The organism is Micromonospora sp. WMMD987, assembly GCF_029581435.1.
GTDB lineage: Bacteria > Actinomycetota > Actinomycetes > Mycobacteriales > Micromonosporaceae > Micromonospora > Micromonospora rifamycinica.
Genome location: NZ_CP120861.1, coordinates 2,851,546 through 2,877,931 on the forward strand (window position 1 = coordinate 2,851,546; position 26,386 = coordinate 2,877,931).

The window sequence follows — 26,386 nt, forward strand, 5'->3', positions numbered from 1 at the left end:
GATCCGGGAAATCACATGTCGAACGAAGCGAAGCTCCGAGAGTATCTGCGGCGGGTCACTGCCGAGCTGCACAGCACCGACGAACGCCTGCAACGGCTCCAGGCCAGGGCGACCGAACCGATCGCCATCATCGGTGTCGCCTGCCGGTTCCCGGGCGGTGTCAGTTCGCCGGACGACCTGTGGCGTCTGCTGGTGGAGGGCCGCGACGTCGTCTCGACGTTCCCGACCGACCGGGGATGGGACGTGTCCTCCCTCTACGACCCGTCCGGCGAACGGCCGGGAACCATCCACGCCAGGGAAGGCGGGTTCCTCTACGACGCCGCGGACTTCGACGCCGAGTTCTTCGGGATCTCGCCCCGTGAGGCGCTGGCCATGGATCCGCAGCAGCGGCTGCTGCTGGAGACGTCCTGGGAGGCGATCGAGCGGGCCGGTATCGACCCGCACGCGATGCGGGGCACCCGCACCGGTGTCTTCGCCGGCCTGATGTACCACGACTACGCCGCCCGGCTGCCCGAGATGCCGGCGAACGTCGAGGGGTACCTGGGCCACGGCAATGCGGGCAGTGTCGCCTCCGGTCGGGTCGCGTACGCGCTGGGCCTGGAAGGGCCGGCGGTGACCGTCGACACGGCGTGTTCGTCCTCGCTGGTGGCGCTGCACCTCGCGGCGCAGGCCCTGCGGTCCGGGGAATGCTCGCTCGCGCTGGCCGGCGGCGTCACCGTGATGTCCACGCCCGACGTGTTCGTCGAGTTCTCCCGGCAGCGGGGCCTGGCCAGGGACGGCCGCTGCAAGCCGTTCGCCGCCGCGTCGGACGGTGCCGGGTTCTCCGAGGGCGTCGGGCTGGTCCTCGTCGAACGGCTCTCCGACGCGGTCCGCCATGGCCGCGAGATCCTCGGCCTGATCCGGGGCTCCGCGGTCAACCAGGACGGCGCGTCGAACGGACTGACCGCCCCGAACGGTCCGGCACAGCAGCGCGTCATCCGGGACGCCCTCGTGGCTGCCCGGCTCGGCACCGGCGACGTCGACGCGGTAGAGGCGCACGGCACCGGCACCAACCTCGGCGACCCGATCGAGGCACAGGCGCTGATCGCCACGTACGGCCAGAACCGGCCGGCCGACCAGCCGTGCTGGCTCGGCTCGGTCAAGTCGAACCTCGCGCACACCCAGGCCGCCGCCGGCATCGCCGGCGTCATCAAGATGGTGCTGGCGATGCGGTACGGGATGCTGCCGCAGTCCCTGCACATCGACGAGCCGACACCGCACGTCGACTGGGAAGCGGGATCGGTCGCCCTGCTCCGGGAGGCGGTGCGGTGGCCGGAGACCGGCCGCCCGCGCCGGGCCGCGGTGTCGTCGTTCGGCATCAGCGGCACCAACGCCCACGTGGTGCTCGAACAGGCCCCGGCGGCTGCCGCCCCCGAGCCGGGCACCGGGGTGGACGGGCCACTGCCGTGGGTGCTCTCCGCGCGCGGCGGGCCGGCGCTGCGGGCGCAGGCCGGGCGGCTGCTCGACCTGCTGCGCGACCGGCCCGACGCCGACCTCACCGACCTGGCCTACTCGCTGGTCACCACGCGGGCCGCGCTGGAGCGCCGGGCCGTCGTCTGCGGGCGTTCCCGGACCGATCTCGTACGCGGCCTGGAATCCCTGCTCCGGCAGGAGCCCGCGCCGCAGGTCGTCACCGGCGAGGCCGAGGGGGAACGGCGGGTCGTCTTCGTCTTTCCCGGGCAGGGTGCCCAGTGGGCGGGCATGGGTGCCGAACTCCTCCGCTCCTCGCCGGTCTTCGCCCGCGCCGTCGCCGACTGCGAGACCGCGCTGACGCCGTACGTCGACTGGTCGCTGCGTGACGTGCTCACCGGCGAGCCCGGCGCTCCCGGCTACGACCGCATCGATGTCGTGCAGCCGGCGCTGTTCGCGGTCATGGTGGGACTCGCCGCCCTGTGGCGCTCGCACGGGGTACGGCCGGCGGCCGTGGTCGGATCGAGCCAGGGTGAGGTGGCGGCGGCGTACGTCGCCGGGGCGCTCAGCCTGGAAGACGCCGTCCGGATCATCGCCGAGCGTAGCAAGCTGTTCGCCGAGGCGCTGGTGGGCAACGGTGCCGTCGCTTCCGTCGCGGCCACCGCCGAGCAGGTGGCGGCGGTGCTCTCCGGCTGGCCGGGCTCGCTGAGTATCGCCGGTGTCAACGGGCCACGGTCCACCACCGTCGCCGGGGACGTGGCGACGCTGACGGCGTTCGTCGCCGACCGCGAGGCCGCCGGCTGGCAGGCACGGATGGTGCCGGCCACCGTCGCGTCGCACTGCGAGCAGGTCGACCCCCTGCACGACCGGCTCGTCGGACTGCTCGACGGGGTCTCGTCCCGCACCGGTGAGGTGCCGTTCCATTCCACCGTGACGGGCGGCCCGCTGGACACCGCCGAACTCGGGCCGGAGTACTGGTTCCGCAACGCCCGGCGACCGGTCGACCTGATCGGCGCGGTGCGCTCCCTGCTGGCCGACGGGTACGACGCGTTCATCGAGGTCAGTGGGCATCCGGTCCTGTCCACCCCGGTGCAGGAGACCGCCGAGGAGGCCGGCGCGGACATCCGGACGTTGCACTCCCTGCGGCGCGACTCCGGCGGCGCGGACCGTTTTCTGCTGTCGCTGGCCGAGGCGTACGCCTGCGGGGTGCCCGTGGCCCTGGAGACCCTGTTCGAGGGCTCGGGGGCACGGCGGAGCGCGCTGCCGACGTACCCGTTCCAGCGGGAACGTTTCTGGCTGGACGCCGACCCGGCCGCGCCGACGGAGGACGCCGGCCGTCCGGACGGGGAGTTCTGGTCCGCGGTCGAGGCCGGCGACGTCGACCGGCTGGCGACCGACCTCGGCGTCGACGCCGACCAGCAGCGTACGCTCGCCGGGCTGTTGCCCGCACTCAGCTCGTGGCGACGGCGGCAGCGCGAGCGCGCCGGTGTCGACCAGTGGATGTACGACGTGGCCTGGGTGCCCAGGCCGGTGCCGTCCGGGCGGCTCGGCGGCCGGTGGCTGCTGATCACGCCGGACGACGACCGGCCGGGCTGGGTGCCGGTGGTCTCCGCCGCCCTCGCCCGGTCCGGTGCCGAGGTGGTGACGCTCGCCTCGACCACCGATCCGCTCGGGGAGGGGCACTTCGACGGGGCGCTCTCCCTGCTCGGCCTGGACGAGTCACCCCATCCCACCGCCGACGTGGTGCCCCACGGGCTCGCGGCGACCCTGGACCTGCTACGGACCCTGCGCGCCGCGCCGACCCCCGTACCACTGTGGACCGTCACCCACGGAGCCGTCGCCGTCGGCGACACCGAACACGTCACCCGGCCCGCCCAGGCCATGCTGTGGGGACTGGGCCGGGTCGCCGCCCTGGAGACGCCCCGCTCCTGGGGCGGCCTGATCGACCTGCCGGACACGCCGGACGTGAACGCCGCCAGCCGCCTCACGGACGTGCTCGCCGGTGGGACCGTCGACGACGACCAGGTCGCCATCCGGGCCGGCGGTGTCCTCGCCCGCCGCCTTGTCCGCAGCCCCGTCACCGGTGCCGCGTCCTGGCGACCGGACGGCCTCGTGCTGGTCACCGGTGGTCTCGGCGGGGTCGGTGCCAACGTCGCCCGATGGCTGGCGGGGCAGGGCGCCCCTCACCTCGTGCTGACCGGACGACGCGGCGCCGCGACCCCCGGCGCCGCCGAGCTGGCTGCCGAGCTGACCGCGCTCGGCGCGACGGTCACCGTCGTGGCCTGCGACGTCGCCGACCGGGACCAGGTCGCCCGGATGCTCGACGACCTCGACCCGGACGTTGCACTGACGGCGGTCTTCCACGCCGCCGGGGTCGGCGACACCGGCTCCCTCACCGAGACCGACCCCACGACCCTCGGGCACCTGCTCGCGGCGAAGGTCGACGGCGCGCGGCACCTCGACGAACTGACCCGCGACCGGCCCCTGACCGCGTTCGTGCTGTTCTCCTCCGGCGCCGGCATCTGGGGCGGCAGCAACCAGGGCGGGTACGCCGCGGCGAACGCCTACCTCGACGCCTTCGCCTCCTGGCGGCGCGGACACGGCCGCACCGCCACCGCGATCGCCTGGGGCACGTGGGACGGCCCCGGTATGGCCGACGGCGCGGCCCGCGACCAGCTCAACGACTGGGGCCTACGGACCATGCCGGTCGAACGGGCGACGGCGGCGCTCGGTGCGGTGCTCGGCGCGGACCGCACCACCACGACCGTCGCCGACGTCGACTGGGAGCGGTTCGTCGGCACGTTCGCGGTGGCCCGGCGGACCTCGTTGTTCGACGGCATCGCCGAAGGCGGCACGAGCGCCCCCGGACAGCCCGACACCGAAGCCACCCGGACGGCCGGGGAGCTCCGGGGCCTCGACCCGGCCCAACGGCGGGAGGCGCTGCTCGACCTGGTGCTCGGCCACACCGCGACGGTGCTCGGGCACGAGTCGGCGGACCGGCTGGACGTCCGGCGTGCCTTCAAGGAGCAGGGCTTCGACTCGCTCACGGCGGTCGAACTGCGCAACCGGCTGTGTCGGGCCACCGGTCTCGCCCTGCCGACCACCGTGGTCTTCGACCACCCCACCCCGGCCGGGATGGCCGATCACCTGCAGGCCGAACTCTTCGGTGCCACCCTCCCGGCGCCGACCGGTGACGGGCTGAGCACCGCCACCACCGACGACGACCCCATCGTCATCGTGGGGATGACCTGCCGGTTCCCCGGCGGCATCTCCTCTGCCGAGGAGCTGTGGCAGGTGTTGATGGAGGAGGGCGACGTCATCTCGCCGTTCCCCACCGACCGGGGCTGGGACCTCGACGCCCTGTACCACCCGGACCCGGAACATCCCGGTACCACCTACCTGCGTGAGGGAGGCTTCCTCGACGGGGCCGCCGACTTCGACGCCGACTTCTTCGGGATCTCCCCGCGCGAGGCCCTGGCCATGGACCCGCAGCAGCGGCTTCTCCTGGAAACCTGCTGGGAACTGCTCGAACACGCCCGCATCGACCCCCACACGATGCGCGGCACCCCCACCGGCGTCTTCGTCGGCAACAACGGGCAGGACTACACGATCGGCCTGCGGACCATCCCCGAGGAGGTCGAAGGTCATCTGCTGATCGGCAACGCGGCCAGCGTCGTCTCGGGTCGGGTCGCCTACACCTTCGGGTTCGAGGGGCCCGCGGTGACCGTCGACACGGCGTGCTCGTCGTCGCTGGTCGCCATGCATCTGGCCGTACAGGCACTGCGCGCAGGCGACTGCCGGATGGCCGTCACCGGCGGCGTCACCGCGATGTTCAGTCCACGCGCCTTCGTGGAATTCTCCCGGCAGCGTGGGCTGGCCGCCGACGGTCGGTGCAAGTCCTTCTCGGCCACGGCGGACGGCACCGGCTGGTCCGAAGGTGTCGGCCTGGTGCTGCTGGAGCGCCTGTCCGACGCCCGGCGTGCGGGGCACCGGGTGCTGGCGGTGGTACGCGGCAGCGCCCTGAACCAGGACGGCGCGTCCAACGGTCTCGCCGCGCCGAGCGGGCCGGCGCAACAGAAGGTGATCCGGGAGGCGTTGCGGTCGGCCGGCCTGTCCCCCGCGGACGTCGACGTGGTGGAGGCACACGGGACGGGAACCCGGTTGGGAGATCCGATCGAGGCGCACGCGGTCCTGGCGACGTACGGCCAGGACCGGGAACGGCCGCTGCTGTTGGGGTCGGTGAAGTCGAATCTGGGTCATACGCAGGCGGCAGGTGGCATCGCCGGTGTGATCAAGATGGTGTTGGCGATGCGCCATGGTGTGGTGCCGAGGTCGTTGCACATCGACGCGCCGAGTGCGGAGGTGGATTGGTCGGCGGGTTTGGTGGAGTTGGCGGTGGAGCGGAGGGTGTGGCCCGAGGTGGGTCGGCCGCGTCGGGCGGGGGTGTCGTCGTTCGGGGTGAGTGGCACGAACGCGCACGTGATCCTGGAGCAGGGGCCGGAGCCGGAATGGGTGCCGGTGCCGTCGGCCTCTGATTCCGTTTCGGGCTCGGCTTCTGCTGCTGCGGGTGTGGCTTCGGGGTTGGTCTCGCGTTCTACTTCGGACTCGCATTCGGGTTCGGTTCTGGTTTCTTCTCACTCTTCTTCTGTAGCTGGGTCTGGCTCTGTTTTGGTGTCGTCGGATTCGGATTCGGATTCGGATTCGGATGCTGGTGCTGGTGCTGGTTCGGTTGTGGTTTCTGGGGATGTTGTGCTGCCTGCGGGTGCCGCTGCTGGCAGTGGTAGTGGTGCGGTTGGTCCGGTGGTGTGGTTGGTGTCGGGGCGTTCGTGGGAGGGGTTGGTGGGGCAGGTGGAGCGGTTGGAGGGTTTTGTGTCGGGGGGTGGTTCGGGTGTGGGGGTGGGTTCGGTGGCGGTGGGTTTGTGGGGGCGGGCGTTGTTGCCGTTTAGGGCGGTGGGGGTGGGTGGTTCGGTAGAGGAACTGTTGGAGGGTTTGCGGGGTTCGTTGGTTTCGGGTTCTGGTTCGTTGGTTGCGGGTTCGGGTTCTTCGGGTTCTGCTTCGTTTTCTGGTTCTGGTTCTGCTTCGTCTTTGTCTTCTGTTTCGTCTTCTGGTGTGGTGTTTGTGTTTCCGGGTCAGGGGTGGCAGTGGGAGGGGATGGCGTGTCGGTTGTTGGTGGAGTCGGGGGTGTTTGCGGAGTCGATGGGGGAGTGTGATCGGGTTTTGCGGGGGTGGGTGGGGTGTTCGGTGGTGGGGGTGTTGTTGTCGGGTGGGGTGGTGGGTGGTGATGTGCGGGTGGTGCAGCCGTTGATGTGGGCGGTGATGGTGTCGTTGGCGCGGGTGTGGGGGTCGTTGGGGGTGGTTCCGGTGGGGGTGGTGGGTCATTCGCAGGGTGAGGTGGCGGCGGCGGTGGTGGCGGGGGTGTTGTCGTTGGAGGAGGGTGCGCGGGTGGTGGCGGTGCGGGCGGGTGTGGTGGGGGAGTTTTTGTCGGGTGGTGGTGGGGGGATGTTGTCGGTGTGGTTGTCGGTGGAGGAGGTGCGGTTGCGGTTGGTGGGTGTTTCGGGGGTGTCGGTGGCGGCGGTGAATGGTCCGGGGTTGTGTGTGGTGTCGGGGGATCGTGGGGTGTTGGGGTCGGTGGATTGGGGTGGGGCGCGGGTGCGGTGGGTGGATGTGGATTATGCGTCGCATTCGGTGGGGGTGGATGTGGTGGAGGGGGTGTTGCGGGAGCGTTTGGGTGTGGTGGGTTTTCGGTCGGGTGTGGTGCCGTGGTATTCGACGGTGAGGGGTGGGTTGGTGGATGGTGGGGGTTTGGATGGTGGGTATTGGTTTGAGAATTTGCGGGGGGAGGTGTGTTTTGAGGCGGCGGTGCGGGCGGCGGTGGGTGATGGGGTGCGTGGGTTTGTGGAGGTGTCGGGTCATCCGGTGTTGTTGGCGGGGGTGGTGGATGTGGTGCCGGGGGGTGTGGTGACGGGGACGCTACGTCGTGGTGAAGGTGGCATGAAAGATGTGTTGCGGGCGGCGGGTGTGTTGCATGTGGCGGGGGTGGCGGTGGATTGGGGTTCGGTGATGCCGGTGGGGGTGCCGCCAGCCGAGATGCCGACGTATGCGTTTCAGCGGGAGCGTTTCTGGCTGGACGGCAGCATCGGAAACAACGACAGCGGTGGTGGTGGGGTGGTGCGGTTGGGTGATGGTGGTGTGGTGGTGTCGGAAAGGATTTCGGTGGGGGTGGGTTCGTGGTGGGGGGATCATGTGGTGAACGGAACGGTCCTGGTGCCGGGAACGCAGTTCGTGGAGTGGGTGATTGGCGCCGGCGATGTGGTGGGGTTGTCGGTGGTGCGGGAGTTGATGGTGCAGGTGCCGTTGGTGTTGGAGGGGTCGGGGTTTGTTGAGGTGCAGACGGTGGTGGGTGGAGACGGCCGGGTAGCGGTGTACTCCCGCGGTGACGGTGATGATTCGTGGGTGTGTCACGCGACGGGTTTGTTGGCTGAACATGCCGATGTGAATATGCCAGGTGTTGTGGATGTCTCGGGGGGCAGTTCCGCTGTGGCCCCGGTGCTGTGGGGGGCGGGTGCGGTGTGGCCGCCGGTGGGCGCGGTTGCGGTTTCTGTTGACAGTTTTTATGAGGGGTTGGCGGTTCGGGGCTATGAGTATGGTCCGGTGTTTCGGGGTGTGCGAGCGGTGTGGGTGGACGGTGGTGAGGTCTTCGCTGAGGTGGAGTTGCCGGTATCGGAGCATGAGGGTGTCGGGCGGCTGGTGATTCATCCGGCGTTGTTGGATGCGGCGTTGCACCCGGCGGTGGTCGTAGGCGGGGGGGCTGGTGACGGCGGACCGGTGGTGTTGCCGTTTGCGTGGCAGGACGTGGTGGTGCATGCGACGGGTGCGACAGCGGCACGGGTTCGGATGCGAGTCGATGGAGACCGCCTGTCGGTGACGCTGACCGACAGCGACGGCAGACCGGTAGCGACAGTGGGGTCATTGGTACTGCGGCCACTACCGGACCGGCCACCCGCCAAGACACCGCGAAACCTCTACACCATCGATTGGATCGACACCGGCCAGCTCAACCACACCGACCAGCCCGGCCAGGCCGATGAGGTCAGCCACGCCGGTCAGCCCGGGCAAGCCAGCCAGGTCGGTGAGGTCAGCCAGTTCGGTGGGGTGGCGGCCGACCTTCCGGTGTGGGACTGCGCGGGTGTCGGTCTAGCGGACGTCTTGGTCGGGGTGCAGGAGCGGTTGGTTGCTGATGAGCGGCGGTGGTTGGTGTTGGTTCCGGGTGGTCAGTCTGTTCCGGATGTGGCGGCGGTGTGGGGGTTGTTGGCGTCGGCGCAGACGGAGAACCCAGGCCGGCTGGTGCTGGTCGATTCGGCGGATCCGGTGGTGGCGCGGGCGGCGGTGGCAGTGTGTGACGAGCCGCAGCTCCGGGTCGACGACGACGGCCGCATCCGGGTGCCGAGGTTGGTACGGGCCGCGCCTCCCGAGGACGGGCGACGGCCGGACGTCGGTGCCGGTCCGGTGTTGGTCACCGGTGGTACCGGCACGTTGGGTGGTCTCCTGGCCCGGCATCTGGTGGGTGAGTACGGGGTGGACGACCTGGTGTTGGTGTCGCGGCGTGGTCCGGATGCGCCGGGTGCCGAGGAGTTGACCCGGGATCTGCCGGGGGTGCGGGTGGTGGCGTGTGATGTGACTGACCGCGAGGCGTTGGCGGCGCTGCTCGACGAGGTTCGGCCGCGGGTGGTGATCCACGCGGCGGGAGTCTTGGATGACGCCACGACCGCCAACCTCACTCCGGAGCGGTTGGAGACGGTCTTCGCCGCCAAGGCCCGCAGCGCGTACCTGCTGCACGAGCTGACCCGCGACCGGCAGCTCGACGCGTTCGTCCTCTTCTCCTCCGCGTCAGGGGTGTTCGGGTCGGCGGGTCAGGCCAACTACGCGGCGGCGAACGCCTACCTCGACGCCCTGGCCCGGCAGCGACGGGCACAGGGGCTACCCGCGCAGTCACTCGCCTGGGGGCACTGGTCGCAGGACAGCGAACTCACCGGTCGGCTGAACAGCGCCGACCGCCACCGGCTGGTTCGCCACGGTGTCCTGCCGATGAGCGACGAGGAGGGTCTGGCCCTGTTCGACGCGGCCCTCCGGTCGGGCTCTCCGCTCCTCGTACCGGTCAAGCTGGACCTGACCATGGACGCCGGGCGGACGGTGCCGCCGCTGTTGTCCGGCCTGCTGACCGGGAGCCGCCGGACCCTGACTGTCGCCGGATCACCGGGCGACCTCGCCCGGCAGCTCGCCGACCTGGAACCGGGGACGCAGTACGAACGTGTCCTCGACACCGTGCGGTCACTGGCCGGCCGGGTACTCGGCCACGGCCCGAAATCGGCCATCGGACCGGACCAGGCGTTCCGGGATCTGGGCTTCGACTCGCTGCTCGCTGTGGAGCTGCGTAACCGGCTGAACGCCGAGACCGGCCTGCGGCTGCCCGCCACGCTCGTGTTCGACCATCCCACCCCGGCCGCCGTCGCCGCCCACCTGTGCAAGGAACTGGGGCTCGCAACGGGCGCGGAGACACCCGAGGAGGCGGAGGAACGCGAGTTCCGGCAGAAGTTGGCCGGTATCCCGATGGCCCGGCTCCGGAGTTCGGGAGTGCTCGACCTGGTGCTGCGGTTGGCCGGCGCCGAGGACACGGCCGAACCCGGCGAGTCCATCGACGATCTGGACGCGGAGAGTCTGCTGCGGCTCGCCGCACAGCAGACGTCGTCCTGATCCGACAGCACGGGGTGGAGGCAGGATGAACACGTCGCAGGACCAATTCGTCGAGGCGCTGCGTTCCTCGCTCAAGGAGAACGAGCGGCTGCGGGTACAGAACCGCCGGCTGCTCGACGCGGCGACCGAACCGGTGGCGATCGTCGGAATGGCCTGCCGGTTCCCGGGTGGGGTGCGGTCCCCCGAGGACCTGTGGACGCTGCTCGAACGGGAGGGCGACGCCATCGCCGCCTTCCCGACCGACCGGGGCTGGCAACGGTTGGCCCGGTTCGACCCCACCGGGAGGCTCCCGGGATCGGTGTCGGCACGCGAGGGCGGGTTCCTGTACGACGCTGCGGATTTCGATGCTGATCTGTTTGGTGTTTCGCCGCGTGAGGCGTTGGCGATGGATCCGCAGCAGCGGTTGTTGTTGGAGGTGTCGTGGGAGGTGTTGGAGCGGGCGGGTTTGGATCCGTTGTCGTTGCGGGGGAGTCGGACGGGTGTGTTCGCGGGGTTGATGTATCACGATTACGGGTCGCGGGTGCGGTCGGTTCCGCCGGAGTTGGAGGGTTATTTCACGAACGGTAATGCGGGGAGTGTGGCGTCGGGTCGGGTGTCGTACACGTTTGGTTTTGAGGGTCCGGCGGTGACGGTGGATACGGCGTGTTCGTCGTCGTTGGTGGCGTTGCACCTGGCGGCGCAGTCCCTGCGGGCCGGGGAATGCGACATGGCACTCGCCGGCGGGGTTTCCGTCATGTCCACCCCCATCGTCTTCCAGGAGTTCTCGAGACAGCAGGGAATGGCGGCGGACGGCCGGTGCAAGTCCTTCGCGGCCGCCGCCGACGGCGCGGGTTTCTCCGAGGGCGTCGGTCTGGTGCTGCTGGAGCGGTTGTCGGATGCCCGGCGTCGGGGGCATCACCTCCTGGCGGTCGTACGCGGTTCGGCGGTGAATCAGGATGGTGCGTCGAATGGGTTGACGGCGCCGAATGGTCCGTCGCAGCAGCGGGTTATCCGGCAGGCGCTGGCGTCGGCGGGGCTGTCTCCGGCTGACGTGGATGTGGTGGAGGCGCACGGGACGGGGACGCGGTTGGGGGATCCGATCGAGGCGCAGGCGGTCCTGGCGGCGTATGGGCAGGATCGGGATCGGCCGTTGTTGTTGGGGTCGGTGAAGTCGAATATTGGTCACCCACAGGCGGCGGCGGGTGTGGCTGGTGTGATCAAGATGGTGATGGCCATGCGGCACGGTGTGGTGCCGAGGTCGCTGCACGTCGACGCGCCGACCCCGCAGGTGGACTGGTCCGCCGGTGCGGTGGAGTTGGCGGCGGTGAGGACGGAGTGGCCGGAGACGGGCCAACCGCGCCGGGCCGGGGTGTCGTCGTTCGGTGTCAGCGGCACGAATGCGCACGTGATCGTGGAACAGGCGACCGAGGCGGAGCCCGAGCCGGTTGCCGAGCCGGACGGTGTGACGGTGTGGACCGTGTCCGCGCGTTCGGCCGATGCACTGCGGGCACAGGTCGACCGGTTGGCCGCCGGGGTCGAGGAGCGGCCGGAGATGTCGGTCCACCAGGTCGCGGCGGGGCTGGCGCGGCGGGCGCTGCTGCCGTACCGGGCGGTCGGGGTCGGCGCCTCGGTCCCGGAGTTGCTGGGGAGCTTGCGGGCGGCACCGCAGCCGGTCGCCGCGGGTGAGACGACGGTGGGCTTTCTGTTCTCGGGGCAGGGTTCGCAGCGGTGGGGTATGGGGTTGGCTCTGGCGGCGCGTTTTCCGGTTTTCGCCGCGGAGTTCGCGCGGGTGTGTGGGTTGTTGGATGTGTTTCTGCCGCGGCCGCTGGGTGAGGTGATCGGCGAGGGTGGCGGATTGTTGGACCGGACGTTGTTCGCTCAGCCCGGTGTGTTCGCGGTGCAGGTGGCGCAGGTGGCGTTGTTGCGGTCGTTCGGGGTGTGTCCGGGGGTGGTGGTGGGGCATTCGGTGGGTGAGTATGCGGCGGCGGTGGTGGCGGGGGTGCTGGATTTGGAGGACGCGTGTCGGTTGGTGGCGGTGCGGGCGCGGTTGATGGATGCGTTGCCGGTGGGCGGGGCGATGTTGGTGGTGGAAGGCGACGAGTCGGTGGTGGCGGGTCTGGGTTTGGATGTGGCGGCGGTGAATGGTGAGGGTCAGGTGGTGGTGTCGGGTGTGGGTTCGGTGGTGGACGCGGCTGCGGAACGGTTGTCCGCTGGCGGGGTGCGGGTACGACGGTTGCGGGTGTCGCATGCGTTTCATTCGGTATTGATGGAGCCGATGTTGGCGGAGTTCGCGCGGGTCGTGGGTGAGGTGGAGTTCCGGCCGGCGCGGGTGCCGTTGGTGTCGAGTGTGGAGGTGGGGACGGATGTGACGGTGCCCGGTTATTGGGTGCGTCAGATTCGGGAGACGGTGCGGTTCGGGGATGCGGTGGGGGTGGTGGGTGCGGGGGTGTGCGTGGAAGTGGGACCGGATGCGGTGTTGTCGGCGGTGGTGGGTGATCGTCGGGTGGTGCCGGTGGCACGTCGGGATGCCGATGAGGTCGGCTCCTTTCTGGCTGCGGTGGGGGTGTTGCACACGGTCGGGGTGGCGGTGGACTGGTCTTCGGCGGTCCCGGCGGTCGGGCGGCCGTGTGATCTGCCGACGTACGCGTTCCAACACCACCGCTACTGGCTCGACGCGGACGACTCCCCGGCGGCGCGGACCTCCACCGACGACCTGCTCTACGCCGAGAGCTGGCGACCCGCGGCCCTTCCGCCGGCCGATCTCACCGGTGTGAACTGGCTGCTGCTCACCCCGGGCGAGCGCGTCGACGCCGGATGGGCCGCAGCGCTCCGCGACGGTGTCGAGAGCGGTGGCGGCCGGTGCACGGTGGTGGAAGCCGCCGGCCTGGACCGGGTCGCCCTGGCCGACGCCCTGCGCGACAGTGAAGCCGATCGCGTGATCTCTCTGCTGGGCTTCGACGACGCGCCCGCGCCCGTGGTACCGACCGGGCTCGCCGCCACCCTGCACCTGCTCCAGGCGCTCGACGACACCGGCCTGGACACACCCCTGTGGTGTCTGACCCGCGACGCCGTCGCGGCCGGACCGGTCCACGCCCCGGCACAGGCGGCGGTCTGGGGACTGGGCCGGACCGCGGCACTGGAACATCCGTACCTCTGGGGCGGCCTGGTCGACATCTCCGGACGACCCGACGCCGAGGCGACCCGACACGTCCTCGCCACCGTCGCCGCCGCGGTCGAGGACCAGGTGGCGGTCCGGCCGGGCGGCGTACTCGTGCGGCGACTGTCCCGGGCGGCCACCGGGCCGACATGGCGGACGGAGGCCTGGCGGCCCGGTGGCGACATCTGGATCACCGGCGGCACCGGCGGCGTCGGCGCGCACCTGGCCCGCTGGCTGTCCGAGCGGGGTGCCGGTCGCCTGGTCCTGCTGAGCCGACGTGGACCCGCCGCTCCCGGAGCCGGCGATCTCGTCGCCGAACTCGGGGCGCGGGGGACCACGGCGACGGTGGTGGCCTGCGACGTGGCCGACCGCGCCCAGCTCACCGGTCTCCTCGACCGGATCGGGCCGCCTTCGGCGGTCTTCCACGCCGCCGGCGTGCTCGACGACGGCGTCCTCGCCGCGCTCACCACCGACCGCCTGGCGACGGTGTACGCGGCGAAGGCCGGCGCGGCCCGTAACCTCGACGAGCTGACCCGGGACCTGAACCTGGACGCGTTCGTCCTGTTCTCCTCGGTAGCCGGCACCGTCGGAGCTGCCGGTCAGGGCAGTTACGCCGCCGCCAACGCCTACCTGGACGCGCTGGCGGCGGCCCGGCAGGCGGCCGGGCGTCCGGCGCTCGCCGTTTCCTGGGGCGCCTGGGAGGCGACGGGCATGGCCGGCCGCACCGACGGCATGGCCGCCGCCGGCGTACGGCCGATGGAACCGGAGGTGGCGCTCGACGCTCTCGGCAGGGTCCTCGACCGCGGCGAGGCGACGGCCCTCGTCGCCGGCATCGACTGGGACACTCTCGCCGCGCGCTTCACCGCGAGCCGGCCGAGCCCGCTGCTCACCGAGTTGACCGGCGGGGGCAGCGCGCCCACCGGTGGTACGACCGAGGTTCCGGTCACCCAGCAGTGGGCGGCACTCGACGCTGCCGCACAGCAGCAGGCACTACTCGGACTGGTGCGGACGCACGCGGCCACCGTCCTCGGTCACTCCGGACCGGACCGGATCGATCCCGACCGGCCGTTCCAGGAACTCGGCTTCACCTCCCTGAGCGCGGTGGAACTGCGTAACCGGCTCGGTGCGGCGCTCGGCAGGCAACTGCCGACGACGCTCGTGTTCGACCACCCGAACCCGGCCGCGCTCGCCGCCGAACTGCGCCGGGCGACGTTCGGCGAGCCGACGGCCACGTCGGTGCCCGACGAGCTCGACCGGCTGGAACGGCTCCTCGACACGGTGGCCCTCGACGGGGCGACCCGGGCTGCGGCCGGCTCCCGGCTCCGCGCACTGCTCGACCGGCTGACGACCGGCGACCACGAGGCCGGCGCCCGGCTGCCCGAGGACACCTCCGACGACGACCAGATCTTCGACTTCATCCAGAACCAGCTGGGCATTTCCTGACCCGCGAGGAGCGACCGCAGATCATGAACGCCGAGGAGAAACTCCGCTACTTCCTCAAGCGCGTGACGAACGAGCTCCAGCAGACACGCGACCGGCTCAGCGAGGTCGAGGAGGCGGGTCGGGAGCCGATCGCCATCGTGGGCATGGCGTGCCGGTTTCCCGGTGGTGTCAGCTCACCCGAGGACCTGTGGACGCTGCTCGAAGCCGAACGGTCGGCCGTCACCGATTTCCCCGCCGACCGGGGCTGGGACGTCGAGACCCTCTACGACCCGGAGCCCGGCCTGCCCGGTCACACCTACACCCGCACCGGCGGGTTCCTGGACGACGTCGCCGGCTTCGACGCCGCGTTCTTCGGGATCTCGCCGCGTGAGGCGCTGGCCATGGATCCGCAGCAGCGGCTGCTGCTCGAGACGTCGTGGGAGGCGATCGAACGGGCCGGGCTCGACCCGCAGGCGCTCCGCGGTAGCCGGACCGGCGTCTTCGCCGGGCTGACCTACCACGACTACGCGACCGGGCTCGCCGAGGTGCCCGACGAACTGCAGGGGTTCCTGGGCAACGGTAACGCCGGGAGTGTGGCGTCGGGTCGGGTGTCGTACACGTTTGGTTTTGAGGGTCCGGCGGTGACGGTGGATACGGCGTGTTCGTCGTCGTTGGTGGCGTTGCATTTGGCGGTGCAGTCGTTGCGGTTGGGTGAGTGTGATCTGGCGTTGGCGGGTGGGGTGACGGTGATGGCGACGCCGGGGGTGTTTGTGGAGTTTTCGCGGCAGCGGGGGTTGGCGGTGGATGGGCGGTGTAAGTCGTTTGCGGCGGGGGCGGATGGGACGGGGTGGTCTGAGGGGGTGGGGGTGGTGTTGGTGGAGCGGTTGTCGGTGGCGCGGGAGCGTGGGCATCGGGTGTTGGCGGTGGTGCGGGGTTCGGCGGTGAATCAGGATGGTGCGTCGAATGGGTTGACGGCGCCGAATGGTCCGTCGCAGCAGCGGGTGATTCGGCAGGCGTTGGGGTCGGCGGGGTTGTCTGGGGTTGATGTGGATGTGGTGGAGGGGCATGGGACGGGGACGCGGTTGGGGGATCCGATTGAGGCGCAGGCGGTGTTGGGGGTGTATGGGCAGGGTCGGGTGTGGCCGTTGTTGTTGGGGTCGGTGAAGTCGAATATTGGTCATACGCAGGCGGCGGCGGGTGTGGCTGGTGTGATCAAGATGGTGTTGGCGATGCGGCATGGTGTGGTGCCCCGGTCGTTGCACATCGATGCGCCGACCCCGCAGGTGGACTGGTCCGCCGGTGCGGTGGAGTTGGCGGCGGTGAGGACGGAGTGGCCGGGGACGGGTCGGCCGCGTCGGGCCGGGGTGTCGTCGTTCGGGGTGAGTGGCACGAACGCGCACGTGATCCTGGAGCAGGCACCGGAGGTCGAGGGGACGTCAGCCGGAGTGCCTGACGGCCCGGTGGCGTGGATGATCTCCGGCCGATCGGCGGCCGCGGTGCACGCCCAGGCCCGGCGGATCGAGGAGTTCGTGCGATCGCGGCCCCACCTGCCGGTGTCGGGGGTCGCGGCGGGACTGGCGCGGCGGGCACTTCTGCCGTACCGGGCCGTCGGGGTGGGTGAGACCGCCGACGAGCTGCTGGGTGGCCTGGGAGAGCCGGTCGCTGCGAGCTCCGGTGTGGAGGTGGGGTTCCTGTTCTCCGGGCAGGGTTCGCAGCGGTCGGGTATGGGGCTGGGGTTGGCGGCGCGTTTTCCGACCTTCGCGGAGGAGTTCGCGCGGGTGTGCGGGTTGTTGGAGGGATTTCTGCCGCGGCCGTTGGGGGAGGTGGTTGCCGAGGGCGGTGCGTTGCTGGACCGTACCCGGTATGCGCAGCCGGCTCTGTTCGCGGTTCAGGTGGCGCAGGTGGCGTTGTTGCGGTCGTTCGGTGTGCGGCCGAGCGTGGTGGTGGGGCATTCGGTCGGGGAGTACGCGGCGGCGGTCGCCGCCGGGGTGCTGGATCTGGCGGACGCGTGTCGGTTGGTGGCGGCGCGGGCCGCCCTGATGGACGCGTTACCCGCTGGTGGGGCGATGTTGGCGGTGCGGGCCGGTGAGACGGTGGTGGCGGGCCTGGGGTTGGACGTGGCGGCGGTCAATGGACCGGACCAGGTGGTGCTGTCCGGTGTGGAGGCCGCGGTGGATGCTGCCGCGGAGCGGTTGTCGGCTGCCGGGGTGCGGGTGCGGCGGTTGCGGGTGTCGCATGCGTTTCACTCCGCGTTGATGGAGCCCATGCTCGCCGAGTTCGCGCGGGTGGCGGAGTCGGTGGAGTTTCGGTCTGCGCGGGTGCCGATGGTATCGAGTGTGGAGACCGGCGCGGACATGACGGTGCCGGACTACTGGGTGCGTCAGATCCGGGACACGGTGCGGTTTGCCGATGCGATGGCCGCGGTGGATACGGGCATGTGTCTGGAGGTGGGTCCGGATGCGGCGTTGGCGGCGATGCTGCCCGATCGTCCGGTGGTGCCGGTGTCGCGTCGGGATGTCGACGAGGTGGTTGCCTGCCTGACCGCTGTGGGTGTCCTGCACACCACGGGGGTCGCGGTGGACTGGACACCGGTGTCGTCTGCTGCGGCGGCACCAGACGACCTGCCCACGTACGCCTTCCAACACCGCCGCTACTGGCTCGACGCGGGCGGCTGGCGCGGAAGCACCGTGCGGCTCGCCGACGGCGGGGTGGTGGTGTCGACCCGGATATCGACGGCCCGGCAACCATGGCTGGCCGACCATGTCGTCGACGGCTCGGTGCTGGTGCCGGGAACCGGGTTCGTCGACTGGGCGATCCATGCCGGTGACCTGGTCGGCGCACCCGTCCTACGGGAGTTGACGGTGCAGGCCCCGCTCGTGCTGGACGCGGCCGGCACCGTCGACGTGCAGACCACCGTCGACGGCCGGCGGCAGCTCAGCATCCACGCCCGCCGTGGCGTCGACCAACCCTGGACCTGCCACGCCACAGGTCAGCTCGCGGACGCCACCGAAGGCGGCACCCCGCAGGCCGATGCGACCTGGCCACCGGCGGGTGCGACGCCGATGTCGGTGGAGGACTTCTACGAGCGCCTGGCCGGCGCGGGTCTGCAGTACGGTCCGGTGTTCCAGGGGTTGCGGGCGGCGTGGCGCGTCGGGGCGGAGCTGGTCGCCGAGGTGGCTCTGGACGATGCGGGTCGCGCGCAGGCGGACCGTTTCGGCGTACATCCGGCGTTGTTGGATGCGGCGTTGCACCTCGCGGCGCTGGACTCCTCCGGTGGTCCGGCGGAGCCGTTGCTGCCGTTCGCGTGGCAGGACGTCGCCGTGCACGCGACGGGTGCGACGAAGGTCCGGGTCCGGATGCGCGTCGACGGGGACACCCTGTCGCTGACGTTGAGTGACACGTCCGGTGCTCCGGTGGCCACGGTCGGCTCGCTGGCGCTGCGGGGTCTGCCGGATCGGCTGGCGGTGGCACCGGTACGGGACCTCTACACCGTCGACTGGGTGGATGCCGGTCAGGTCGGTGAGCGGGAAGCCGACCTTTCGGTATGGGACTGCGCGGGTGTCGGTCTGGCTGGTGTTCTGGTCGGGGTGCAGGAGCGGTTGGTTGCTGATGAGCGGCGGTGGTTGGTGTTGGTGCCGGGTGGTCAGGTGTGTCCGGATGCGGCGGCGGTGTGGGGTTTGTTGGCGTCGGCGCAGACGGAGCATCCGGGCCGGCTGGTGCTGGTCGACACCGTAGACCCGGCGGTGGCGCGGGCGGCGGCGGCGGTGTGTGACGAGCCGCAGCTTCGGGTGGATGACGACGGTCGTGTCCGGGTGCCGCGGTTGGTGCGGGCCGTGCCGGCCGAGGGCAACGTAGGGGTTGATTTCGGTGCCGGTCCGGTGTTGGTCACCGGTGGTACCGGCACGTTGGGTGGTCTCCTGGCCCGGCATCTGGTGCGGAAGTACGGGGTGGACGATCTGGTGTTGGTGTCGCGGCGTGGTCCGGATACGCCGGGTGTCGATGGGTTGGTGCGGGATCTGCCGGGGGTGCGGGTGGTGGCGTGTGATGTGACTGATCGGGTGGCGTTGGCGGGGTTGTTGGGTGAGGTTCGGCCGCGGGTGGTGGTTCATGCGGCGGGGATCTTGGATGACGCGACGGTGGGTAATTTGACGGTGGCTCAGGTGGAGTCGGTGTTCCGGGTGAAGGCTGTGGCTGCTCGGTATTTGCATGAGTTGGTTGATGGGTCGTGTGGGTTGGTGTTCTTTTCGTCGGCGTCGGGGGTGTTCGGGTCGGCGGGGCAGGCCAACTATGCGGCGGCGAATGCCTATCTGGATGCGTTGGCGCGGCAGCGTCGGGCACAGGGGCTCCCCGGCCAGTCACTCGCCTGGGGCCTCTGGGCGTCGGCGAGCACACTCGCCCGATCGGCGGACCGCGATCGTCTGGCCCGGTCGGGCGTGCTGCCGATCGACGACGAGCAGGGCCTTCGGCTGTTCGACGCGGCACTGCGAGTCGACGCGCCGGTGACGGTGCCGGTGCGGCTGCGCCTGAACAGTTCCGTGAGCGTACCGCCACTGCTGTCGCGCCTGGTACCGACTCCGCGGCGTACCGCGTCGGCCGGCGATCAGGACCGGTCGGTGACGGAACGGTACGCCGGATGGGAGCCGCAGCGGCGACGGGCCGAACTCGTCCGTCAGGTCTGCACGATGGTGGCCGGGGTGCTCGGCTTCGGTGGTGGCGACCAGGTCGACGCCGGACAGGCGTTCCGCGACATGGGCCTGGACTCCCTCACCGCCGTGGAGCTGCGCAACCGCCTGACCACGTGGACCGGGGTACGGCTTCCGGCGACCCTGGTCTTCGACTATCCGTCGCCTGTGGTGCTGGCTGGTCATCTGGATGAGCTGTTGTTCGGTGCTGCGGCTGCGGCTGTGGCTGCGGGTGTGGGTGTGGGTTCGGGTTCGGGTTCGGGTTTGGTGGTGGAGGGGGATCCGGTGGTGATCGTGGGTATGGCGTGTCGGTATCCGGGGGGTGTGTGGTCGCCGGAGGATTTGTGGGATCTGGTGGTGGGGGAGCGGGATGCGGTGGGTGGTTTTCCGGTGGATCGGGGTTGGGATCTGGGTGGGTTGTTTGATGCGGATCCGGATCGTGTGGGGACGAGTTATGCGCGTGAGGGTGGGTTTTTGTATGGGGCTGGGGATTTTGATGCGGGGTTTTTTGGTGTTTCGCCGCGTGAGGCGTTGGCGATGGATCCGCAGCAGCGGTTGTTGTTGGAGGTGTCGTGGGAGGTGTTGGAGCGGGCGGGTATCGATCCGCTGTCACTGCGCGGTAGCCGCACCGGGGTCTTCACCGGACTGATGTACCACGACTACCTCGGTCGCATGACCCAGATTCCGCCGGAACTCGAAGGGCACATGGGCAACGGCAACGCCGGCAGCATCGCCTCGGGTCGGGTGGCGTACACGTTCGGGTTCGAGGGGCCGGCGGTCACCATCGACACAGCGTGCTCGTCGTCGCTGGTCGCCCTCCACCTGGCCGTCCAGTCCCTGCGGTCCGGGGAATGCGATCTCGCGCTCGCCGGAGGCGTTGCCGTGATGGCGACGCCGGGGGTGTTTGTGGAGTTTTCGCGGCAGCGGGGGTTGGCGGTGGATGGGCGGTGTAAGTCGTTTGCGGCGGGGGCGGATGGGACGGGGTGGTCTGAGGGGGTGGGGGTGGTGTTGGTGGAGCGGTTGTCGGTGGCGCGGGAGCGTGGGCATCGGGTGTTGGCGGTGGTGCGGGGTTCGGCGGTGAATCAGGATGGTGCGTCGAATGGGTTGACGGCGCCGAATGGTCCGTCGCAGCAGCGGGTTATCCGGCAGGCGCTGGCGTCGGCGGGGTTGTCTGCGGTGGATGTGGATGTGGTGGAGGGGCATGGGACGGGGACGCGGTTGGGGGATCCGATTGAGGCGCAGGCGGTGTTGGGGGTGTATGGGCAGGGTCGGGTGCGGCCGTTGTTGTTGGGGTCGGTGAAGTCGAACCTCGGTCATACGCAGGCGGCGGCGGGTGTGGCTGGTGTGATCAAGATGGTGTTGGCGATGCGGCATGGTGTGGTGCCGAGGTCGCTGCACGTTGACGCGCCGACCCCGCAGGTGGACTGGTCCGCCGGTGCGGTGGAGTTGGCGGCGGTGAGGACGGAGTGGCCGGGGACGGGCCGGCCGCGTCGGGCCGGGGTGTCGTCGTTCGGGGTGAGTGGCACGAACGCGCACGTGATCCTGGAACAGGCACCGGATCCGGAGTGGGTGCCGGTGCCGTCGAATCCGGGTTCCGCTTCTGGCTCGGATTCTAGTTTCGGCTCGGTTTCTGTTTCTTCTCCTTCTTTCTCTGCTGCTGGTTCTGGTTCTGTTGTGGCATTGTCGGATTCGGATTCGGATTCGGATTCGGATTCGGGTGTGCTTTGTGGGGATGTTGTTGTGCCTGCGGGTACTGATGTCGCCTGCGTTGCTGATGCGGATCGTCCGGTGGTGTGGTTGGTGTCGGGGCGTTCGTGGGAGGGGTTGGTGGGGCAGGTGGAGCGGTTGGAGGGTTTTGTGTCGGGGGGTGGTTCGGGTGTGGGGGTGGGTTCGGTGGCGGTGGGTTTGTGGGGTCGGGCGTTGTTGCCGTTTAGGGCGGTGGGGGTGGGTGGTTCGGTGGAGGAACTGTTGGAGGGTTTGCGGGGTTCGTTGGCTTCGGGTTCTGGTTCGTTGGTTGCGGGTTCGGGTTCTTCGGGTTCTTCGTCTTCGTCTTCTGCTTTGTCTTCGTCTTCTGGTTCGTTTTCTGGTTCTGGTTTGGATTCGCGGGCTGGTTCTGTTTCGTCTGGTTTTGGTTCGCGGGCTGGTTCGGGTGGTTTGGGTTCTGGTGTGGTGTTTGTGTTTCCGGGTCAGGGGTGGCAGTGGGAGGGGATGGCGTGTCGGTTGTTGGTGGAGTCGGGGGTGTTTGCGGAGTCGATGGGGGAGTGTGATCGGGTTTTGCGGGGGTGGGTGGGGTGTTCGGTGGTGGGGGTGTTGTTGTCGGGTGGGGTGGTGGGTGGTGATGTGCGGGTGGTGCAGCCGTTGATGTGGGCGGTGATGGTGTCGTTGGCGCGGGTGTGGGGGTCGTTGGGGGTGGTTCCGGTGGGGGTGGTGGGTCATTCGCAGGGTGAGGTGGCGGCGGCGGTGGTGGCGGGGGTGTTGTCGTTGGAGGAGGGTGCGCGGGTGGTGGCGGTGCGGGCGGGTGTGGTGGGGGAGTTTTTGTCGGGTGGTGGTGGGGGGATGTTGTCGGTGTGGTTGTCGGTGGAGGAGGTGCGGTTGCGGTTGGTGGGTGTTTCGGGGGTGTCGGTGGCGGCGGTGAATGGTCCGGGGTTGTGTGTGGTGTCGGGGGATCGTGGGGTGTTGGGGTCGGTGGATTGGGGTGGGGCGCGGGTGCGGTGGGTGGATGTGGATTATGCGTCGCATTCGGTGGGGGTGGATGTGGTGGAGGGGGTGTTGCGGGAGCGTTTGGGTGTGGTGGGTTTTCGGTCGGGTGTGGTGCCGTGGTATTCGACGGTGAGGGGTGGGTTGGTGGATGGTGGGGGTTTGGATGGTGGGTATTGGTTTGAGAATTTGCGGGGGGAGGTGTGTTTTGAGGCGGCGGTGCGGGCGGCGGTGGGTGATGGGGTGCGTGGGTTTGTGGAGGTGTCGGGTCATCCGGTGTTGTTGGCGGGGGTGGTGGATGTGGTGCCGGGGGGTGTGGTGACGGGGACGCTACGTCGTGGTGAAGGTGGCATGAAAGATGTGTTGCGGGCGGCGGGTGTGTTGCATGTGGCGGGGGTGGCGGTGGATTGGGGTTCGGTGATGCCGGTGGGGGTGCCGCCTGCTGAGGTGCCGACGTATGCGTTTCAGCGGGAGCGTTTCTGGCTGGACGGCAGCATCGGAAACAACGACAGCGGTGGTGGTGGGGTGGTGCGGTTGGGTGATGGTGGTGTGGTGGTGTCGGAAAGGATTTCGGTGGGGGTGGGTTCGTGGTGGGGGGATCATGTGGTGAATGGGGTGGTGTTGGTGCCGGGGGCGCAGTTTGTGGAGTGGGTGGTTGGTGCGGGGGATGTGGTGGGGTTGTCGGTGGTGCGGGAGTTGATGGTGCAGGTGCCGTTGGTGTTGGAGGGGTCGGGTTTTGTTGAGGTGCAGACGGTGGTGGGTGGTGATGGTCGGGTGGGGGTGTATTCCCGGAACGGGGATGGTGGTGGTGGGGATTGGGTGTGTCACGCGACGGGTTTGCTGGCTGAAACTGTCGACGTGAGTATGCCGGGTGAGGTTGGCGGTGTTGTGGAGGTGTCGGGGGGCAGTTCCGCTGTGGCACCGGTGCTGTCAGGGGCGGGTGCGGTGTGGCCGCCGGTGGGCGCGGTTCCGGTTTCTGTCGATGGTTTTTATGAGCGGTTGGCGGGTGTGGGTCTGGAGTATGGGCCGGTGTTTCGGGGGTTGCGGGCGGCGTGGCGGGTAGGTGGGGAGTTGGTGGGGGAGGTGGCTTTGGACGACGTCGGTCGTGGGGAGGTGGGCCGTTTCGGGGTCCACCCGGCATTGCTGGACGCGGCGTTGCATGTGGCGGGGTTGCGTGAGTCGGGTGGTCCGGTGGAGCCGTTGTTGCCGTTTGCCTGGCAGGACGTGGTGGTGCATGCCACGGGCGCGACAGAGGCACGGGTGTGGATGCGGGTCGAGGGGGACACGCTGACGGTGACCTTGACCGATAGGGACGGGGCACCGGTGGTCACGGTGGGTTCGTTGGCGTTGCGGCCGTTGTCGGACCGGCTGCCTGTTAGGGCAGCACGGGACCTCTACACCGTCGACTGGGTCGACGCCGGCCGGATCAGTCAGGCCGGTGAGGCGAGCCAGGCCAGCCAGGTCATCGAGGCTGGCCGCCCCGGCCAGCCCGGCCAGGTCGGTGAGGTCAGCCAGTTCGGTGGGATGGAGGCTGACCTTTCGGTGTGGGATTGCGCGGGTGTCGGTCTAGCGGACGTCTTGGCTGGGGTGCAGGAGCGGTTGGTTGCTGATGAGCGGCGGTGGTTGGTGTTGGTGGCGGGTGGTCGGTCTGTTCCGGATGCGGCGGCGGTGTGGGGTTTGTTGGCGTCGGCGCAGACGGAGCATCCGGGCCGGCTGGTGCTGGTCGATGCGGCGGATCCGGTGGTGGCGCGGGCGGCGGTGGGGGTGTGTGACGAGCCGCAGCTTTGGGTGGATGACGACGGTCGTGTCCGGGTGCCGAGGTTGGTGCGGGCCGTGCCGCCTGAGGGCGGGCGACGGTCGGACTTGAGTGCTGGTCCGGTGTTGATCACCGGTGGTACTGGCACGTTGGGTGGTTTGTTGGCACGGCATTTGGTGGATGAGTACGGGGTGGACGACCTGGTGTTGGTGTCGCGGCGTGGTCCGGACGCCCCGGGTGCCGAGGAGTTGGCCCGGGATCTGCCGCAGGCGCGGATCGTCGCTGGTGACATCAGTGACCGGGACTGTCTTCGGGCGTTGCTCGACGAGTTCGCTCCGCGGGCGATCATCCACGCGGCGGGGGTGCTCGACGATGCCACGATCGCCAATCTCACGCCGGAGCGGTTGGAGACGGTCTTCGCCGCCAAGGCCCGCAGCGCGTACCTGCTGCACGAGCTGACCCGCGACCGGCAGCTCGACGCGTTCGTCCTCTTCTCCTCGGCCGCCGGTGTGTTCGGGTCGGCGGGTCAGGCCAACTACGCGGCGGCGAACGCCTACCTCGACGCCCTGGCCCGGCAACGGCGGGCACAGGGACTACCCGCGCAGTCACTCGCCTGGGGACTGTGGGAGACCAGGAGCGCCATGACCGCGGCGGTCGGCACCGTGCGGTCGGGCGTCGTCCCGCTCACCGAGCGGCACGCGCTCGCCCTGTTCGACGCGGCCCTCGACACCGGTGAACCCGTCCTGCTGCCGGTTCGCCTGCACCTCGACAGCGTGCCGCCGACTCCGCTGATCGAGAAGCTGAAGCCGACCCGTCGCAGTACCGTGGACGCCCGCCCGGCACCGCGTACCGAGGATGATTTTGTCGCCCTGGTCCGCACGGAGGCGGCCGCCGTCCTCGGTCACCGCTCTGGTGCCGACGTCGACCCGGACGGTCAGTTCACCGAACTCGGTTTCGACTCGCTGGCGGCCATCCGGCTGCGGAACCAACTCGGCGCGGCGACCGGCGTACGGCTGACCGCGACCGCGGTGTTCGACCATCCGACGGCCCGGGCGTTGGCAGCTCACCTGTACGCGACCGCCGGTGGCGCAGCGTCCCCAGGCGGGAGCGTGCCTCCGGTCGACCGCGAGGAAACGCTGGGCGCGCTGTTCCGGGACGCGGTCGCGGCCGGACGCCGGGACGACGGTTTCGCGTTGCTGTCGGCGGTCGCGCGGCTGCGTCCGGGGTTCCGTTCGCCCACGGAGCTGACCGAGATCGCGGCCCCGCTACGACTGGCCGAGGGACCGGCACGGCCTCGCCTGGTCTGTGTCCCGTCGCCGATGGGCCTGGGCGGAGCGCACCAGTACGCGCGGCTCGCCACGGCGTTGCGTGGCGTCCGCGAGGTGCACGCCCTTCCGATCCCGGGATTCCGGTCGTCCGAGGCACTGCCGGAGTCGCCCGGTGCGGTCGTCGAGTGGCTGGCCGCCAGCCTCGGCCAGGCCGTCGGTGACGAACCGTACGCGCTGGTCGGTTACTCGTCCGGTGGCCTGTTCGCGCACGGCCTGGCGGGGCTGCTCGAAGAGCGGGGCCGTCCCGCCGCCGGGCTGGTCCTGCTGGACACCTACCTACCGGACAGCGTCGCGATGGAAGGCTTCGCGACACCGATGCTGGCGGGACTGTTCGCCCGGGAGGAGTCCTTCGGGCCCTTCACCAGCGCCCGGCTCTCCGCGATGGGCCGCTACGTACGGCTGATCGCGGAGTGCGAGGTGCCGTCGGTCACCACACCCACCCTGTTCGTCCGTCCGACCGACCTGTTCCGGGCTGACGGCGCGGACCCCGACGTGGAACCGGAGTCGTCCTGGCGTGCGACATGGCCCTCGGCCACCGCCACGGCCGAGGTTGCCGGCAACCACTTCACGATGCTCGAGTCGGGGGCGGTCGACACCGCGCGGGTGATCGACGACTGGCTGGTGTCCAGGATTGGATAGGGGCCGCCCGCACCGGTTTAAGGGTGTGCCAGCGGATCGGTCGAGCCTACGTTCGACAGGTAGGCATCGCCCCGCCTCCGACCATTTTCCTGCGTGGAGGTCAGCCATGGACAGCCCTACCGCCAGCACCACGGGCACTGTCGACATCGTTCTCGAGGGTGGCCCCGCATCGCTGCCTGTCGAGGTTCGCCGTCAGCGGGTCGACAGCCTCACCGACACCGTCAAGATCTGCCATTACGGCGGTTACGAGCACTTCGGGAGAGTCGACGGGGAATCGCCGGTGGACGGTCCGGTCCTGTTCCGGTGGATCGGGCGTACCCGGGTCGCGGAATAGCGACGGACCCTCAGGTCCGGCCCACGGAATCCCCGGTTCGCCTTTTCGGCCCGGCCACCCGAGCGGAACCCGTCGCCGGACCGTCGGGCACTGCCGCCGGACCGCAGGGCACCGTCCCGCGTCCCGGCGCTCGGGTGCGGGTGGCCGACCGCGCCCTCACCGCGTCCGACGCCGCCTGTCGTGCGTCACCCG

At 70.0% G+C, this 26,386-nt stretch carries 4 protein-coding genes; all 4 read left to right on the top strand.

Going from position 1 to position 26,386, the window contains the following annotated elements; all coding sequences use genetic code 11:
- Positions 1-15 precede the first annotated feature (15 nt).
- The 4 genes from O7612_RS12100 to O7612_RS12115 all read left to right on the top strand — a co-directional run bounded on the left by O7612_RS12100 (position 16) and on the right by O7612_RS12115 (position 26,194).
- Positions 16-10,200, top strand: coding sequence for a type I polyketide synthase (locus O7612_RS12100; protein WP_282273151.1), 10,185 nt, complete (start codon positions 16-18; stop codon positions 10,198-10,200).
- Between the two features lie 25 nt (positions 10,201-10,225).
- Entirely contained in the window at positions 10,226-14,779 is a 4,554-nt protein-coding gene (locus O7612_RS12105) for a type I polyketide synthase (RefSeq protein WP_282273153.1), read from the top strand.
- A gap of 23 nt (positions 14,780-14,802) precedes the next feature.
- Entirely contained in the window at positions 14,803-25,860 is an 11,058-nt protein-coding gene (locus O7612_RS12110; protein ID WP_348774284.1) for a type I polyketide synthase, read from the top strand.
- A gap of 106 nt (positions 25,861-25,966) precedes the next feature.
- Positions 25,967-26,194, top strand: coding sequence for a DUF5988 family protein (locus tag O7612_RS12115; RefSeq protein WP_282273155.1), 228 nt, complete (start codon positions 25,967-25,969; stop codon positions 26,192-26,194).
- Positions 26,195-26,386 lie beyond the last annotated feature (192 nt).